The 14,795-nt window shown below is 59.1% G+C and carries 17 protein-coding genes and 2 tRNA genes; 14 read left to right on the top strand and 5 right to left on the bottom strand.

Going from position 1 to position 14,795, the window contains the following annotated elements; all coding sequences use genetic code 11:
- Positions 1–208 precede the first annotated feature (208 nt).
- The 8 genes from rpsA (at position 209) to BM352_RS05470 (ending at position 7,081) form a co-directional block, all read left to right on the top strand.
- A complete protein-coding gene (gene rpsA / locus BM352_RS05435) occupies positions 209–1,888 on the top strand; it encodes a 30S ribosomal protein S1 (RefSeq protein WP_090213510.1) in 1,680 nt (559 codons plus the stop codon).
- Positions 1,889–2,185: 297 nt separating this feature from the next.
- Entirely contained in the window at positions 2,186–2,473 is a 288-nt protein-coding gene (gene ihfB / locus BM352_RS05440; protein ID WP_073145419.1) for an integration host factor subunit beta, read from the top strand.
- A gap of 5 nt (positions 2,474–2,478) precedes the next feature.
- Positions 2,479–2,838: a lipopolysaccharide assembly protein LapA domain-containing protein gene (locus BM352_RS05445; RefSeq protein WP_090213513.1), complete on the top strand. Its 360-nt coding sequence runs from the start codon at positions 2,479–2,481 to the stop codon at positions 2,836–2,838.
- 9 nt (positions 2,839–2,847) lie between these two features.
- On the top strand, positions 2,848–3,483 hold the full coding sequence (locus BM352_RS05450; protein WP_090213516.1) for a phosphoribosylanthranilate isomerase: 636 nt from the start codon (positions 2,848–2,850) through the stop codon (positions 3,481–3,483).
- A complete protein-coding gene (locus BM352_RS05455) occupies positions 3,480–3,923 on the top strand; it encodes a GNAT family N-acetyltransferase (RefSeq protein ID WP_090213519.1) in 444 nt (147 codons plus the stop codon). The genes BM352_RS05450 and BM352_RS05455 overlap by 4 nt, the downstream gene beginning before the upstream one ends.
- 21 nt (positions 3,924–3,944) lie before the next feature.
- On the top strand, positions 3,945–5,177 hold the full coding sequence (trpB, locus tag BM352_RS05460; RefSeq protein ID WP_090213522.1) for a tryptophan synthase subunit beta: 1,233 nt from the start codon (positions 3,945–3,947) through the stop codon (positions 5,175–5,177).
- Between the two features lie 303 nt (positions 5,178–5,480).
- A tRNA-Ile gene (locus BM352_RS05465) sits at positions 5,481–5,550 on the top strand.
- 400 nt (positions 5,551–5,950) lie between these two features.
- Positions 5,951–7,081 (top strand): slipin family protein, encoded by a 1,131-nt coding sequence (locus BM352_RS05470; RefSeq protein WP_090213525.1) that lies wholly within the window; start codon positions 5,951–5,953, stop codon positions 7,079–7,081.
- Positions 7,082–7,151: 70 nt separating this feature from the next.
- Here the strand turns inward: BM352_RS05470 and BM352_RS05475 are convergent, their stop codons facing one another.
- From BM352_RS05475 to pth, 4 genes are read right to left on the bottom strand one after another with little or no spacing between them, the layout of a single operon-like run.
- The gene (locus tag BM352_RS05475; RefSeq protein ID WP_090213527.1) at positions 7,152–7,529 is read right to left on the bottom strand and encodes a DUF2237 family protein; all 378 of its coding nucleotides are present in this window, start codon (positions 7,527–7,529) and stop codon (positions 7,152–7,154) included.
- A gap of 3 nt (positions 7,530–7,532) precedes the next feature.
- The gene (locus BM352_RS05480; RefSeq protein WP_090213530.1) at positions 7,533–8,555 is read right to left on the bottom strand and encodes a DUF2332 domain-containing protein; all 1,023 of its coding nucleotides are present in this window, start codon (positions 8,553–8,555) and stop codon (positions 7,533–7,535) included.
- Complete coding sequence (locus tag BM352_RS05485) at positions 8,552–9,715, bottom strand: serine hydrolase domain-containing protein (protein ID WP_090213532.1); 1,164 nt, start codon at positions 9,713–9,715, stop codon at positions 8,552–8,554. Before BM352_RS05485 ends, BM352_RS05480 begins: the two co-directional genes overlap by 4 nt.
- 25 nt (positions 9,716–9,740) lie before the next feature.
- The gene (gene pth / locus BM352_RS05490) at positions 9,741–10,421 is read right to left on the bottom strand and encodes an aminoacyl-tRNA hydrolase (RefSeq protein WP_090213534.1); all 681 of its coding nucleotides are present in this window, start codon (positions 10,419–10,421) and stop codon (positions 9,741–9,743) included.
- 418 nt (positions 10,422–10,839) lie between these two features.
- On the opposite strand from pth, the gene ychF reads away from it, so the two are divergent.
- On the top strand, positions 10,840–11,937 hold the full coding sequence (ychF, locus tag BM352_RS05495; protein WP_090213537.1) for a redox-regulated ATPase YchF: 1,098 nt from the start codon (positions 10,840–10,842) through the stop codon (positions 11,935–11,937).
- On the opposite strand, the gene BM352_RS05500 is transcribed toward ychF, so the two are convergent.
- On the bottom strand, positions 11,934–12,122 hold the full coding sequence (locus BM352_RS05500) for a hypothetical protein (RefSeq protein WP_139229789.1): 189 nt from the start codon (positions 12,120–12,122) through the stop codon (positions 11,934–11,936). The genes ychF and BM352_RS05500 overlap by 4 nt on opposite strands.
- Positions 12,123–12,259: 137 nt before the next feature.
- Between BM352_RS05500 and BM352_RS05505 the strand changes: the two genes are divergently transcribed.
- The 5 genes from BM352_RS05505 to BM352_RS05525 all read left to right on the top strand — a co-directional run bounded on the left by BM352_RS05505 (position 12,260) and on the right by BM352_RS05525 (position 14,772).
- Complete coding sequence (locus tag BM352_RS05505; protein ID WP_090213542.1) at positions 12,260–12,622, top strand: hypothetical protein; 363 nt, start codon at positions 12,260–12,262, stop codon at positions 12,620–12,622.
- 86 nt (positions 12,623–12,708) lie between these two features.
- Positions 12,709–12,798: transfer RNA gene (locus tag BM352_RS05510), tRNA-Ser, on the top strand.
- A 149-nt stretch (positions 12,799–12,947) separates the two neighbouring features.
- Complete coding sequence (locus BM352_RS05515; RefSeq protein WP_090213545.1) at positions 12,948–14,132, top strand: tyrosine-type recombinase/integrase; 1,185 nt, start codon at positions 12,948–12,950, stop codon at positions 14,130–14,132.
- An 83-nt stretch (positions 14,133–14,215) separates the two neighbouring features.
- On the top strand, positions 14,216–14,428 hold the full coding sequence (locus BM352_RS05520; RefSeq protein ID WP_090213547.1) for a MerR family transcriptional regulator: 213 nt from the start codon (positions 14,216–14,218) through the stop codon (positions 14,426–14,428).
- Positions 14,428–14,772 (top strand): helix-turn-helix transcriptional regulator, encoded by a 345-nt coding sequence (locus BM352_RS05525; RefSeq protein WP_090213550.1) that lies wholly within the window; start codon positions 14,428–14,430, stop codon positions 14,770–14,772. Before BM352_RS05520 ends, BM352_RS05525 begins: the two co-directional genes overlap by 1 nt.
- Positions 14,773–14,795 lie beyond the last annotated feature (23 nt).

Consider the following 14,795-nt stretch of genomic DNA (forward strand, 5'->3'; position numbering starts at 1 on the left):
CAGGTTCGCCCTTACATACTTGCCCTTCCGCGCAACCCACGCTATACGCGCGCTTGTCTAAGGGGCGAGAACAGTCTCAAGGCGAGCAGGGTCGGTTTTCCGGCCCTTCTTGTTTTGAAAATGCCCTGACGGACCAACATGAAACCCAAAGACCGGCGGAGACAACCGCTCGGCCCGCATAAACATTAGATTAGGACACACACGCCTCATGGCTACAAACGCATCTATGGAAGAATTCGAAGCCCTCTTGAACGAAAGCTTCGAAATGGACACACCGGACGAAGGTTCGGTTGTTAAAGGCAAAGTACTGGCGATCGAAGCCGGCCAAGCCATCATCGATATCGGCTACAAAATGGAAGGCCGTATCGACCTTAAAGAATTCGCAGAACCAGGCGAGAGCGCCAAAATCGCAGTGGGCGACGAAGTTGAGGTGTTCCTTGACCGCGTCGAGAACGCCCGTGGCGAAGCCTCCATCAGCCGCGATAAAGCGCGCCGCGAGGAAGCTTGGGACCGTCTGGAAAAAGCATACGCAGACGAAGAGCGCGTCGATGGCGCAATCTTTGGTCGCGTCAAAGGCGGCTTCACCGTGGATCTGGGCGGCGCAGTTGCCTTCCTTCCCGGCTCCCAAGTCGACGTGCGTCCAGTACGCGACGCTGGCCCGCTGATGGGCATGAAGCAGCCGTTCCAAATCCTGAAAATGGACCGCCGCCGTGGCAACATCGTTGTGTCCCGTCGTGCCATTCTGGAAGAATCACGTGCCGAACAGCGTGCAGAAGTTATCGGCAACCTCACCGAAGGTCAGGCTGTTGACGGCGTCGTCAAAAACATCACCGAGTACGGCGCATTCGTCGACCTTGGCGGCGTAGACGGCCTGCTGCACGTCACCGACATGGCATGGCGCCGCGTCAACGACCCACGCGAGATCCTGACAATTGGCGAAACCGTCAAGGTTCAGGTCATCAAGATCAACAAAGAGACCCACCGTATCTCCCTCGGCATGAAACAGCTGCAGGACGATCCATGGGGCGAAGTTGCCGCGAAATACGCTCTGGATTCCACGCATCAGGGCCGCGTCACCAACATCACCGACTACGGCGCATTTGTTGAGCTGGAGCCCGGTGTTGAAGGTCTGGTCCACGTCTCCGAGATGTCTTGGACCAAGAAGAACGTGCACCCCGGCAAAATCGTGTCCACTTCGCAGGAAGTCGAAGTCATGGTTCTGGAAATCGACAGCGCCAAACGCCGCGTTTCCTTGGGTCTCAAGCAGACTCAGCGCAACCCATGGGAAGTGTTCGCAGAGAACAACCCTGTCGGCAAAGAGATCGAAGGCGAAGTCAAGAACATCACCGAATTCGGTCTGTTCGTTGGTCTCGACAACGACATCGACGGCATGGTTCACCTGTCCGACATCACTTGGGACGGCCGTGGCGAAGACGCACTGGGCGACTTCCGCAAAGGCGACATGGTTAAAGCCGTTGTCACCGAAGTGGACGTTGAGAAAGAGCGCATCTCGCTCTCGATCAAAGCTCTGGACGGCTCGTTCGACACAGCAGTGGACGGCGTTAAGCGCGGCTCCATCATCACCGTCGAAGTTACCTCGATCGAAGAAGGTGGCATCGAAGTGGAATATGAGGGCGCTAAATCCTTCATCCGCCGCTCCGACCTGTCCCGTGATCGTGCCGAGCAGCGTCCTGAGCGCTTCGGCGTTGGCGACAAGATCGACGTGCGCGTCACCAATGTGGACGCCAAGACCCGTCGTCTGGGCCTGTCCATCAAGGCACGCGAGATCGCAGAAGAGAAAGAAGCCGTCGAACAGTATGGCTCCTCCGACTCCGGCGCGTCCCTCGGCGATATCCTTGGTGCAGCACTGAAATCAGACGACGAGTAATCGTTTCGCCTGAGAGTTCTAAGACGGCCCTGTCAGCGATGACGGGGCCGTTTTTCGTTGTCGGTGACACCCGAATCGACTGACGGTCAGGGCAGCCGTCTGTAACCAGTGACGCCCAAATCAGCGGCGTTGCGCCGTGAAAACCGCCTCGGAGCGTTATTTTTTACGCTATTTTACCCACCAAGCAGTGGGGGCGGGCACTCTAAATGCTTTCCTCAGTTGGATTATTTGTCCTATAGTTCGACAAGTTACGGCGTCCAGCCGTTGCAATGAACAAAGTCCTGGGGAGGATATTTGATGATACGCTCCGAGCTGATCCAAAAGATCGCCGATGAAAACCCGCACCTCTACCAACGGGATGTGGAGCGCATCGTGAATACCATCTTTGAGGAAATCGTTGACGCCGTCGCGTCCGGCAATCGTGTGGAGCTTCGTGGCTTCGGCGCGTTCTCCGTCAAAAAGCGTGACGCCCGCACCGGTCGTAACCCGCGCACGGGCGAAAGTGTGCACGTCGAAGAGAAGCATGTGCCTTTCTTCAAGACGGGCAAGCTGCTACGAGATCGGCTGAACGGAAACGAAAGCTAAACCTCATGCGTTACATCCGCTACTTGTTCATGGCCGTTGTCGGCCTTTCTTTGATTCTGGTCGCCCTTGCCAATCGCGGCATGGTGACGATCCGTGTCCTGCCAGAGGAAATGGCGGCCTATCTGGGTCAGCCCCTCTCCTATGAGTTGCCTCTCTTTGTAGTGATTTTCGGCGGTATCATCGTGGGTCTTCTGATTGGCTTTGTTTGGGAATGGCTGCGCGAGCACAAGCACCGCGCGGACGCCCGGTTGCAAAAGCGCGAGAAAGAGCGGCTGGAGCGTGAGGTCAAAGGCCTCAAGCGCAAGTCGAACGAAGGCAAGGATGAAGTGCTTGCCCTGCTCGACGACAGCGCCGCAGCGCGCTAGGTCCAACCCATGACAACTCGCGTCAAAATTTGCGGCCTTGGCCGACCTGCCGATGTGACTGCGTGTGCGGCGGCTGGTGCGGCATATGTCGGGTTCGTATTTTTCGAGAAATCCCCACGCCACCTGACACTAGACGCCGCTCGCGATTTGGCTTTGAGCGTGCCTCTGGGTCTTGCGAAGGTGGCATTGACAGTCAATGCCGATGACGCTGCGCTGGATGCGTTGGTGGATCAGGTGCCGCTTGACATGTTGCAGCTTCATGGATCGGAAAGCCCTGACCGCGTTGTCGAGATCCGCGACCGCTTTGGCCTACCCGTGATGAAGGCTGTCGGTGTGGCAGACGAGGGCGATTTGGCAGCATTGGACGACTACATGCGCGTGGCCGACCAGATTTTGGTGGATGCAAAGCCGCCCAAAGACGCAGCCTTGCCCGGCGGCAACGGTCTGGCCTTTGACTGGCGCCTGATCGCAGGCCGCCGCTGGCCGACCCCGTGGATGCTTGCGGGTGGGTTGACCCCCGACAACGTCGCCGAGGCGATCCGTCTGACAGGGGCCACGCAAGTCGACGTGTCCTCGGGCGTTGAAAACGCGCCGGGGGTGAAAGATGCGGATTTGATCGCGGCCTTCGTGGCAGCGGCGCAGTGATCGTGTTCCGCGAGGCCGAGCTTGCAGACATTGCGGCAGTCCTCGCGCTCCTGAAAGATGACAGCCTTGGCGCGGCGCGTGAGGTCGACAGTTTGTCAGAGTATCTGGAGGCCTTCCGCCAGATGACGGCGGAAGGCAACAATCACCTGATCGTCGGAGAGATCGACGGACGCATCGTTGCGACCTATCAGATCACCTACATCTCGGGGCTTTCGCTGAAGGCTGCGCGTCGTGCGCAGATTGAAAGCGTGCGGATTTCCTCCGATCTGCGACGGCAGGGGCTTGGGCGATTGATGTTTGACGATGCAGCCAAGCGCGCAAAAGAGGCCGGATGCAGCCTGATGCAACTGACCATGAATGCCTCGCGCCAAGATTCTGCGAAATTCTATGGCAGCGTTGGATTTACCCCGTCCCATATTGGGTATAAACGCGAACTCTAGCGCTTACCGGAGGTTCACGCGATGGCACATGATCTTTTCAACTCCTTCATGACGGGCCCCGATGAAAAGGGCCGCTTTGGCGATTTTGGCGGTCGGTTTGTATCCGAGACATTGATGCCGCTGATCCTTGAGCTGGAAGAGCAGTATGAGCACGCCAAGACGGACAAGACGTTCTGGGACGAGATGGATTTCCTCTGGAAACACTACGTGGGCCGCCCGTCGCCGCTGTATCACGCCGAACGACTGAGCGAGCATCTGGGCGGTGCCAAAGTCTACATGAAGCGCGACGAGCTGAACCACACCGGCGCGCATAAAATCAACAACGTGCTGGGCCAGATCATTCTTGCTCGCCGCATGGGCAAGACCCGCATCATCGCCGAAACCGGCGCAGGTCAGCACGGGGTGGCAACCGCCACCGTCTGCGCGAAGTTCGGGCTGAAATGCGTGGTTTATATGGGCGCCCACGACGTGGAGCGTCAGGCCCCCAACGTATTCCGTATGCGCCTGCTGGGCGCGGAAGTGGTACCTGTGACCTCGGGGCGTGGCACGCTGAAAGACGCGATGAACGACGCGCTGCGCGACTGGGTGACCAATGTGCGCGACACGTTCTACTGCATCGGCACCGTGGCCGGCCCACATCCCTATCCTGCCATGGTCCGCGATTTCCAGGCCATTATCGGCAAGGAAACCAAAGAGCAGATGCAAGAAGCCGAAGGCCGGTTGCCCGACACGCTGGTTGCGGCCATCGGCGGCGGCTCCAATGCGATGGGCCTGTTCTTCCCGTTCCTTGACGACAAGGACGTGGAGATCATCGGCGTCGAAGCTGGCGGCAAAGGCGTGAATGCCAAGATGGAGCATTGCGCCTCCCTCACGGGTGGTCGCCCCGGCGTGCTGCACGGCAACCGCACCTACCTTTTGCAGGACGATGACGGGCAGATCCTTGAGGGCTTCTCGATTTCGGCAGGTCTCGATTATCCCGGCATCGGGCCAGAACACGCTTGGCTGCACGAAATCGGCCGTGCGCAATACGTGGCGATCACCGACAAAGAAGCGCTGGAAGCGTTCCAACTGTGCTGCTCGCTGGAAGGGATCATTCCCGCGCTGGAGCCGTCCCACGCGTTGGCTCATGTGATGAAGATCGCGCCGACCTTGCCCAAGGATCACATCATCTGCATGAACATGTGCGGTCGCGGCGACAAGGATATCTTCACCGTGGCCCGTGCTTTGGGCTTCGAGATGGGTGAGTTCGCCTAAAATTTTGAAAGATTACGCAAAGCCAAAGGGCTTTTAGAATCTGCAAAGGCGTTCCGAATGCGGGACGCCTTTTTCATTTATTGCGCGGGCGGGTAATTTTGTTGCGCGCCGGTCACAGGCGAAATTCGTGCCTCACATCCCCGGTGGATCGAAATTCAAACCCGTCCTAAACCCCACCTCCCGATCTTATTGGAACGGACCTTAGCGGGAGCAGGTGATCACTGCCCCGGTGCAACGCGGCCCTGCTGCGAATGTATGCCAAGGCCGTGACGCGAGGGAGGGGTGCGTTTTTGGGACGTATGCGATGTAGCTCATCCGGTAGAGCAGTGGACTTATAATCCTCGTGTAGCAGGTTCGAATCCTGCCATCACCATCTGGTCAAGTGGAGACACTTGGGGTTCGACTCCCCGTCGCCTGTAAAGCGATTGAAACATCTATTCGGAGACCTGAGGTTCGCCCGCGAGTGGCGCGCGTCAGGCGGGGCTTCGGCCCTTCATTGAAGCAATCCAACCGCCCCGCGCGGGGCCGGTCTTTTGGGCCGCCATGGCTGATCGCCGTGATCAGGTGCGTGTGATTTAGATCGCGCAAACCCCATCATGAACGGGCTGGTTGTGGCGCCTTCAAGGTCCGCCACGGGTGGGACAGGGCAGGGCTTCGGGTCTCCACCACATTTTGCAACCGGGCCACTTCTGGCTCCCCAACCACACCTGAAACCTGAAGGAGATCGCAAATTGCGACGACGATAAGGCATTGCTAATAAAGGAAAAAAGACGATGACTATGCTTGATATATTGATGCGCCGTCGGCGTGTTACTTTGACCGAGGCCGAACGAGCCTTGGTGATCCGCAAGGGGCGGATCACGGATATCTTGGGTGCGGGCGAGCACATGCTGCGCCGTGCGGATGTGGTGGAACGCCACGACCTGAGCGATCCTGTCTTCGTCTCGACCCTTTCGGATGCTTTGACGCGGGAACGCCCTGACTTGGTGGACACGCATCTGACTGTTTTGCGCACGGGGGCGGACGAGATCGCCGTTGTGTCGAAGGACGGGCGGCTGTTCGAAGTGATGACGCCCGACCACCGGCGCGTGCTGTGGACTGACGCTGGTCCTTGGGATGTGGAGCGGATCAACTTGATCGAACGCTTGGATGTGAACGCCAAGCTTGGGGACCGGTTGACCCGCGCCCGCATGACCAACGCTATGACCGTAGTTGAGGTGTCCGCGACGGAAGTGGGGCTGATGCTGGTGGATGGTGTTTTGACCAAGACACTGACCGCCGGGGCTCACCGCTTCTGGACGGTGGGGCGCAAGATCGTAGTCAAAATGGTCGACTTGCGGTGGCGCGCGCATGACGTGACGGGGCACGAGATCCTGACACGCGACCGTGTCTCGCTGCGGGTGAACCTCTCGGCCGACTTCCGTGTCACCGACCCTGTGTTGGCGGTTACGGCGGTCAAAGACTTCGAGGACGCGTTGCACCGTGCGTTGGCGCTGGCGTTCCGCAAAACATTGGGGGCGCTGACCCTTGATGCGTTGCTGGCCGACAAGATGGCCGTCGATGCCGAGGCTGCGGAAGCGGTGCGGGCAGAAATGGCTGCGATCGGGGTCGAGGTCGGGGCCATCACGTTGAAAGACGTGATCTTGCCCGGCGATATGCGCGACATCCTGACGGGTGTTGTCGCCGCCGAGAAAGAGGCCGAGGCCAATGTTATCCGCCGTCGGGAAGAAACGAACGCAACGCGCTCGCTTCTGAACACGGCGAAGGTGATGGCCGAGAACCCTGTGATGCTGCGCCTCAAAGAGCTTGAGGCGTTGGAGACCATCGCGGGGAAGGTCGAGCGTCTGACCGTGCACAGCGGGACCGAAGGCCTGATGAACGACATCGTGCGCTTGCGCGACTAAAAAATGAGGCCGTCCGAGTGAATACTCGGGCGGCTTCGCTATGTTTGAGAGACATGCGAGAAAAGTGACGTCAGTTGGCGTCCAGCGCGTTCTTAACCAGAACCTCCATCGGCACAATATCAAGTGCTCGCTGATGGGTGGAGGCAAGCCGCACCTTGGGCGCTGCGCCCTCGTCATGGGCTTGCAGGAACCGCGCGGCGCACAGGCACCACTGATCGCCGGGCTTCAAGCCTGCAAAGCCATAGTCAGGGCGCGGGGTCGACAGATCATTGCCCAGATATTTGGACAAGGCCAAGAACTCAGCTGTCATGATCGCACAAACCGTATGGCTTCCGCGATCCGATGGCCCCGTGTCACAGCAACCGTTGCGGAAATAGCCTGTGACCGGATCGTGCGAACAGCTTTGCAGCGTGTCCCCGAGCACATTGAGAGAGGGGTCGCGGTCCATGTTCTAGCTCCAGTTGACCCAACGCCCGTGGAAATCAGCGCGGCCTAGTTCCAAGACTAACGACCCGGGCCAAAGTCGCAAGGTGAGCTTTGCGCCCTGTCCGCCCGCCCCGTTGTCGGATTCCATCGCAAACCAGGCCAGCGGTGCGTCAGGCGTGGCGCGGTCTGCGGCGGCTTCAATCGCGCGCGTGCAGCGGGCTTGGACCGCGTCAGGAAAATACTGCCACGCGATGGTGTGGAACAGGAAATGCGTGCTGCCGGACAAGGTGTGCGAAAGACGGGCTTCCAGCCAGTCGGCAGCATCTGCGCGATCAATGCGAGGGCGCGGCAGGGAAAGCGCGGCATTCGTGAGCGTCAGTCGCTCCGGCTGGTCTGCCCAAAGATAGGCGCGCAGACGCGCAGCATCCTCGGGGGCTGTGAGTGGGTTCAGATCCACCCCGCAGCGATCCATGACCGAAAGCTGTGCCGTCGGCGGAGGGCGTCCGGTCCAGTCTGGGGTGAGTGTGAGCACGGGATTTTTTGCGCCGTAGGTCAAACCATTAATCTGAAGGGCGTAGCGGTCAAATGTCAGGTTCAAGCCCGCGCTTGCACCGAGTTCCGACACGGTCAGCGGCAGGCCGAAATGCTCGGCTGCGACCATGGCCGCTGGCAGAATGGCGGCGCTGCGCCGCACCTCGTTGGTCTGGGGCGGGCTGTCGAGGAAGGCATCAAGAAACTCGGCCTCGTCCACCAGTGTTCTGAGCACCGCGGCCCATAGCGCGTCGTCACTGACCTCTGCTGGCGGGTAGGCGCGGGCAAGGGCGCTGTCCGGCGCGCGCAGCACATGGGCATGCAAGGCACCCGCAAGACGAAGCGGCACTGACGCACCGTGCGGGCTCAGGTCGCCGGGCCAATTGAACAGCCGTTCAGTCAGCGGCGTATCAGGTCGCAGCCTGTTGGCCAGCAATGTCAGCAGCCGTGCCATGAAGGGCGACCCGAGTGCCGCGCAATGGCCGGCCTGATCGCGCAGGGCGTCCTTAAGGCTCATAGGGCGTTAGCGATCGCGCGGAACATGGCGACGTTTGCGTCGCTGACGCCAGTCTCGCGGAACTTACGGTCAGCGGCGTTGGTGGCGATAACCACACCCAGCGGACGGTTGATGTATATATATTGGCCGTAGACTCCACGGGCCATAAACTCGCCCTCATCCGCGCCTTTTGGCACCCACCACTGAAAGCCGTAGCCTATGGCGTCTTGTGCCGTTGGGGCGGTCGCTGCGGTCGATGCATCGACCCAATCTGCAGGCACGATCTGTTGGCCGTTCAGCCGACCGCGCTGCAAAAACATCTGCCCCATGCGGGCATAGTCACGGGTGATCATGTTCAACCCGCCAAGCACAAAGGCCACGCCGACCCCATCGGTCAGGTAGTAGGGTGCCACTTCCAACCCCATGGGCCCCATGATCTTTTCGCTCATCAGGTCGGAGATGGACCGGCCCGTCGCCCCGCGAATGACCATCGACAGCACATGGGTGTCGATGGAGACATATTGCCAAGTTTGCCCCGGCGCCGCGAAGGTGTCACTCAGGCTTTCGGCAAACCCGTCCATCGTGCCGCCAAGGGCTAGCACGCGCCCCATGCGATTGATGTCGGAGGATTTGTCGAGATAGTCCTCATCGAACGTCACACCAGACGACATGTTCAGCACATTGCGGATACTAGCACCCTCATATGCTGTGCCTTTGAGCGAAGGCGCGTATTTGGTCACCGGATCGTCAATAGACGCGATGGAGCCGTCGGCCAAAATCACCCCCATCAAGGCCGACAGGTAGCTTTTCGCAACGGACCAAGAGATGCGGCGATCCTCGGGGGAGGTGCCCTTGTAATAGCTTTCATGGACGATCTGCCCGTTCTTGATGACCACCAACGCAGTCACGTCGCGGGCGGTAATCCAGTCTTGGGTCTGCGCGGGAAGCGTTGCTTCCGGCCCTTTGGGCAAGGGGCTTGGGCGCGCATCGGGCAGGTTGAGTTCCGTCGTCAGGAAGGCCTTATCCATGTGGGAAAAGTTGCTGACGATTTTTTCCGCGGCGAATAGGGAGTTCACCGCCATCAACCGCGTCAGCTCCTCGCGTTTCCAGATGCCCGCAAGAACTGCGACGACAACCAGCAACGCGGCAAGGCGTAAGGCCCATTTCAATATCGTTCGCATGGGGCGGTCTCCGTTCTGGGTCAAGTCAGTTGAAGCGATCCATCAACTTTTGCAAAGGATTGCGGGTGTCTTCCGGCTCGGGCTTTGGTTCGGGCTCGGCCTTAGGCTTCGGCTTTTGCTGTGTGGTCGAGGACCGCGCAGGGGCGACCCGCAAAGCGACGGCATTCAGAAACTTCGCGCTGTCGCCCTCCGCCAGATAGGGCGCCCCGTCCGAGATTCCGCGCAGCACATCATCAAGCCAGTCCTGTTCCGCCTTGGCGAAGTCGTTCAGCACATAAGACGGCACCTTGTCCTTGTGGCCCGGATGGCCCACGCCAAGGCGTACGCGGTCATAATGCGGGCCAATATGCTGATGGACAGACCGCAGCCCGTTGTGGCCCGCATGACCACCGCCCGATTTGCACTTTGTCTTGGCTGGGGCAAGGTCGATCTCGTCGTGGAAGACGGTGATGTCGGTGCTGTCGAGCTTGTAGAACCGCATCGCCTCGCCCACCGACTGGCCGGATAGGTTCATGAAGGTGGCGGGCTTGAGCATAATCACTTTCTCATGGCCCAGACGGCCCTCGGTGACTTGCCCTTGGAACTTGGATTTCCACGGTGCAAAGCCATGGTCATCCGCGATGCGGTCCACGGCCATAAAGCCGATATTGTGCCGGTTCTGGCTGTATTTTGCGCCCGGGTTCCCGAGACCTACGAAGAGTTTCATATCGGTGTTTTATCCTGTCCTGGGTTGCGGGGCCAGAGGGGGAAAACGCGTGACTCGCGCGACTGCAGATTCACGAGGGTGTTCGAACAACCACGCCCGAACCTACAGCATCCAATGGCAAAATCGCTTTGCGGGCTTGGAAGGCCTTTCGCCTTTGGGCAAGGCCAAAGAACCCGCAAAGGAATTCTCAAAGGCGCGCCCTAAGGGCCCCCGACGATGTTCGTGCGCCTGCTAGAACTGTCGGAAGCCGAGCGAACGCGCTATGATCTCGCCGCGATGAATAGCCTTGGTTCGGGTAGGGGAGTTTCAAGGCCCCCGACCGTTATCTTGCCGCAGATCGCGGCGCCAAACCCATATATGCTTGACCCGCCCCGCACCCAGCCCCTACATGCGCCCGAAGCGAAGCTAGGAGAGTGTCATGGGTTTCAAGATGGGTATTGTCGGGCTGCCAAACGTAGGCAAGTCCACGTTGTTCAATGCGCTGACCCGCACGGCGGCCGCGCAAGCCGCAAACTTTCCGTTCTGTACGATTGAGCCGAATGTCGGCGAGGTGGCCGTGCCGGACGCACGGCTCGATACCCTGGCCGAAATTGCTGGCTCCAAGCAGATCATTCCCACCCGCATGACGTTTGTAGATATCGCCGGTCTGGTGAAGGGCGCGTCCAAGGGCGAAGGTCTCGGCAACCAGTTTCTTGCCAATATCCGCGAGACCGACGCCATCGCCCATGTGCTGCGCTGCTTTGAAGACGGCGACGTTACCCACGTGGAAGGCCGCGTGGATCCCGTGGCCGACGCCGAGGTCATCGAGACCGAGCTGATGCTGGCCGATATGGAATCGATCGAAAAGCGTCTGGTCAATATCGTCCGCAAAGTGCGCGGTGGCGACAAGGAGGCGGTTCAGCAGGAGCGCCTGTTGAAAACCGCCATGGCCGCGCTGGAAGAGGGCAAGCCCGCCCGCACGGTCGAGGTGGACGATGACGACAAGAAGTCGTGGAAGATGCTGCAACTGCTGACCAGCAAACCGATCCTGTACGTCTGCAACGTAGATGAGGCGTCCTCGGCATCGGGCAACGCGTTCTCCGAAAAGGTCGCTGTGATGGCGGCAGAGCAGGGCGCGGCCTCGGTCGTGATCTCGGCGCAGATCGAGGAAGAGATTTCCCAGCTGGACGCCGAAGAAGCCGAGATGTTCCTGACAGAGATGGGCTTGGAAGAGGCCGGTCTCGACCGCCTGATCCGTGCAGGTTACGAGCTGCTGCATCTGGAGACCTACTTCACCGTCGGCCCCAAAGAGGCCCGCGCCTGGACGATCAAGCAAGGGACCATGGCCCCGCAAGCCGCTGGCGTCATCCACGGTGACTTCGAAAAAGGCTTCATCCGCGCCGAGACGATTGCCTATGATGATTTCGTCACTTTGGGCGGCGAGCAACCTGCGAAAGAAGCGGGCAAAATGCGCGCCGAGGGCAAGGGCTACACGGTTAAAGACGGCGACGTTTTGCACTTCTTGTTTAATAACTAAAGCGCGTCATGCCGCGATTGGATCGTTGCGAGTAACGGGTCGACCATCGCAATGTAGTGGCTGGCCTGTGCCTTCTCGAAGACTTCCCGCGCGGCGTCGATGGATTCTTCCGCGCGATCTAGATGGATCGGTTCGTTGGCCTTGTCGAAGAATAACAGTTCAACAGTCGTAAGCGTGCCCTGCATCTGTGCCTGGGCTTGCTTTAGATGAAACGCAGTCGGCGATTGGTCTGCCTGTGGGATCACGGAGGGAAAATTGCATCGACTTTCCCACGATACTTCCCTTGGCGGCTCTTCTAGGGAAAGGGGTGAAGGAGAGCCTCGTGCCAGATCTATTCGATATCAGTTCCGAGCCAAACGACGCGGATTTGTTGTGGCAGTTGACCGGCGCACGCGCTGGCCCGATCTTGCTTGTGACAGGCTCGGCCCGAGTGGTGTTGCCCGTGGTGGACCGGCTCCGGGTGCTGCCGTCGCTGGTATATCTGCGCGGAACCCTATGTGTCGGAGGGCGGGACTATGTGGGACAGGCCGATGAGCAGTTGTCTCTGGACGGCGTCGCGGCCGATGACATCTATTGGGGTATCCTGTCGCGTGCCGCCGAGCTGGGCATGATCTCCGGCCGCGGTATCCCGCTGGATCGTCCGTGGACCCAAGCGCCGATCCACAACTTTTCCAAAGCAAGCTGACCGTCCCGGCTCTGGCACCAACGGAAATTCCCCAATGGTGGTATTTTCGGTTGCCGCCCCTCAAAGCTATCGCTAAACGGGTCGGCGGAGACGTGGCCGAGTGGTCGAAGGCGCTCCCCTGCTAAGGGAGTAGGCCCGGAAGGGTCTCGAGGGTTCGAATCCCTTCGTCTCCGCCACCATACATTTTTTATCGCTTTGATTGGGTCGCCTTGGGCGGCCCTTTGGCTTTGTTTTATTGAGTTTTGGGCGCCTTCTTGGTTTCTCTCGATTTCTTTCGATAGTGACCGTATGCTTTTCTTGAGTGGTACGGAGTGTGGTATAGTAAATGGCGACGCTGGGCGGCAAGCTTACGAAGAAGTTGGTAGAGAACCTTGGACCGGGTCGGCATGGCGACGGGAATGGGTTGTATCTGGTTGTAGATCCATCCGGTGCGCGGCGTTGGATTGTTCGCGTGGTTGTTAAAGGTCAAAAGAACAAGAAGGGTGCGCCCTTGCGGACCGACTTTGGCTTGGGCGGGGCAGATATCGTCACGATCAACCAGGCCCGTGACCGAGCGCTGGAATATCGCCGCATGGCCAAGCAGGGCCTGAACCCAAGATTTACTGCCACCCGAGAAATCCCGACCTTTGAGGAGGTCGCGCAGCAAGTCCATATTGAGCGCTTGCCAACTTGGAAAAATCCCAAGCATGGGCAGCAATGGATCAACACCTTGCGTGACTATGCCTTTCCCAAGATCGGGCGCATGCCAATTGATAGTATTGGCCAGCCAGAGGTGTTGATGTGCTTGGCGCCAATCTGGACCGACAAGCACGAAACCGCCCGCAGGTTGTCTCAACGGATTAAAACTGTGTTGGACGTGGCACGCTCGAAAGGGTTTCGGTCCGGTGAGAACCCGGTGGCGGCAATCAAAGACGCGCAGGTTTTGCCGAGGGTGTCCGCGAAGCCAAAGCATCACAAAGCAGTTCGCTGGCAAGACATGCCTCGGCTCTTTGAGGTTTTGAGTGGGCGCGATGGCATGGCTGCAAAGGCACTGATGTTTACCGCATTGTCTGCATCCCGCACGACGGAGGTGCTTGAGATGTGCTGGGAAGAGTTGGATGTTGAGATGGGTGTGTGGACCTGCCCGGCCGAGCGCATGAAAACTGGGTCCGCGCATAGGGTTCCGATGACGCCTCAAATGCTGTCGATTGTCGAAGAGTTGCGCGCGATGAACTCGGAGTTCGTGTTCGAAGGGCAGAAGCGGAATAGGCCTTTGTCCAATATGTCGATGCTGATGTTGCTGCGCCGTGTAACGAATGGGGACGCGACGGTGCACGGGCTGCGCTCGACGTTCCGCGACTGGGCCTCCGAAGTCGCCAACGCACCGCGAGAAGTAGCGGAGATGTGCTTGGCTCATAGGGTCGGATCGGATGTCGAGAGGGCGTATGCACGGTCTGATCTACTGGATAAGAGACGCGTGCTTATGGAGAAGTGGTCTGACTACGTTTCGGGACATTCAATCTCGAGCTAAGCAAAGGCAAAATATTCGCCGCACAGATCACGTTTTGGGGTCTAATTGGTTCGTCATCGAAACGAATCAACAAGGATTCCCTGATGGCAGACCTCTTTGAAAACAACAGAAACTACGTTCTCGGCGACCCCGAACTTGATCTGATCGGTGACCGCGACAAGCTCGCACTGTGGCGTCACAAAAACATGGGCCCTGCCTTCTACAAGCTCGGGAGGAAGGTCATCTACCGTGGGGCGGACTTGAACGCGTGGGCCGAGGCTTGCCGGGTCGACCCGGCTTTGCGGAGCAAGAGCTAATGCGTGCTCAGGCTGACCTGTTTGGCGTGGAAGACTCCCAAAAGAGGCCTAGCGAGACAACGACGCGCAAACCCAAGGTTCGCGGCGCTCCTGCTCCTAAAGGCGCTGTTGCGAGCCCTCGCAAGGTCCAGTTCCTGACCATCGATGAAGTCATGAAACGCTATGCGATTTCGCAAGCGACAGTCTGGCGTTGGGTTGCGCGCAATGAGCATTTCCCTAAGCCGGTTAAGCTGTCGCCGGGGACGAGCCGGTGGTTGGAAGACCAACTGATAGAATTCGAAAACCGCGCGCAATTCGGTCGGGATGGCAGATGTCCGGTTGCTAGCAAGAAGGTATCACCATGAGCCGGTCGTACAAGAATGTGCGG

The organism is Litoreibacter janthinus (genome assembly GCF_900111945.1).
GTDB lineage: Bacteria > Pseudomonadota > Alphaproteobacteria > Rhodobacterales > Rhodobacteraceae > Litoreibacter > Litoreibacter janthinus.

What these genes read in the sequence shown, in the direction of transcription:
- ihfB (WP_073145419.1), top strand. Translation starts at nt 2,186, where the DNA reads ATGATACGCTCCGAGCTGATCCAAAAGATCGCCGATGAAAACCCGCAC.
- BM352_RS05470 (WP_090213525.1), top strand. Translation starts at nt 5,951, where the DNA reads ATGACTATGCTTGATATATTGATGCGCCGTCGGCGTGTTACTTTGACC.
- BM352_RS05515 (WP_090213545.1), top strand. Translation starts at nt 12,948, where the DNA reads ATGGCGACGCTGGGCGGCAAGCTTACGAAGAAGTTGGTAGAGAACCTT.
- BM352_RS05485 (WP_090213532.1), bottom strand. Translation starts at nt 9,715, where the DNA reads ATGCGAACGATATTGAAATGGGCCTTACGCCTTGCCGCGTTGCTGGTT.
- pth (WP_090213534.1), bottom strand. Translation starts at nt 10,421, where the DNA reads ATGAAACTCTTCGTAGGTCTCGGGAACCCGGGCGCAAAATACAGCCAG.
- BM352_RS05525 (WP_090213550.1), top strand. Translation starts at nt 14,428, where the DNA reads ATGCGTGCTCAGGCTGACCTGTTTGGCGTGGAAGACTCCCAAAAGAGG.
- rpsA (WP_090213510.1), top strand. Translation starts at nt 209, where the DNA reads ATGGCTACAAACGCATCTATGGAAGAATTCGAAGCCCTCTTGAACGAA.
- BM352_RS05475 (WP_090213527.1), bottom strand. Translation starts at nt 7,529, where the DNA reads ATGGACCGCGACCCCTCTCTCAATGTGCTCGGGGACACGCTGCAAAGC.
- trpB (WP_090213522.1), top strand. Translation starts at nt 3,945, where the DNA reads ATGGCACATGATCTTTTCAACTCCTTCATGACGGGCCCCGATGAAAAG.
- BM352_RS05480 (WP_090213530.1), bottom strand. Translation starts at nt 8,555, where the DNA reads ATGAGCCTTAAGGACGCCCTGCGCGATCAGGCCGGCCATTGCGCGGCA.
- BM352_RS05445 (WP_090213513.1), top strand. Translation starts at nt 2,479, where the DNA reads ATGCGTTACATCCGCTACTTGTTCATGGCCGTTGTCGGCCTTTCTTTG.
- BM352_RS05450 (WP_090213516.1), top strand. Translation starts at nt 2,848, where the DNA reads ATGACAACTCGCGTCAAAATTTGCGGCCTTGGCCGACCTGCCGATGTG.
- BM352_RS05500 (WP_139229789.1), bottom strand. Translation starts at nt 12,122, where the DNA reads ATGCAGGGCACGCTTACGACTGTTGAACTGTTATTCTTCGACAAGGCC.
- ychF (WP_090213537.1), top strand. Translation starts at nt 10,840, where the DNA reads ATGGGTTTCAAGATGGGTATTGTCGGGCTGCCAAACGTAGGCAAGTCC.
- BM352_RS05520 (WP_090213547.1), top strand. Translation starts at nt 14,216, where the DNA reads ATGGCAGACCTCTTTGAAAACAACAGAAACTACGTTCTCGGCGACCCC.